The 207-nt window shown below is 67.6% G+C and carries 1 protein-coding gene; it reads left to right on the top strand.

Annotated elements, in window-relative coordinates; genetic code table 11:
- Positions 1-19: 19 nt before the first annotated feature.
- A partial coding sequence (locus IG74_RS54580; RefSeq protein WP_324607554.1) for an AMP-binding protein occupies positions 20-207 on the top strand: 188 nt, incomplete at its 3' end.

Here is a 207-nt window from a genome sequence, read left to right as displayed (position 1 = left end):
CGCGGATGGTGGGGTGTCGGTGGCGGTGACGTCGGCCGAGTATGCGGACCGGTTTGCGGATGTGCCGGTGGTGCTGACGGTGGAGGACTTGTCGGCTTACCCGCCGAAGGCTCCTGAGGTTGCTGTCGACCTGGATGCGGTGGCGTACACGGTGTTCACGTCGGGTTCGACGGGTCGGCCCAAGGGTGTGGAGGTGACGCACCGCGG

Origin of the sequence: Streptomyces sp. NRRL B-1347 (assembly GCF_000720325.1) — a bacterium.
Lineage (GTDB): Bacteria > Actinomycetota > Actinomycetes > Streptomycetales > Streptomycetaceae > Streptomyces.
The sequence above is the reverse complement of the archived record's forward strand: the minus strand, read 5'-3'. Positions and strand labels throughout refer to the sequence as shown.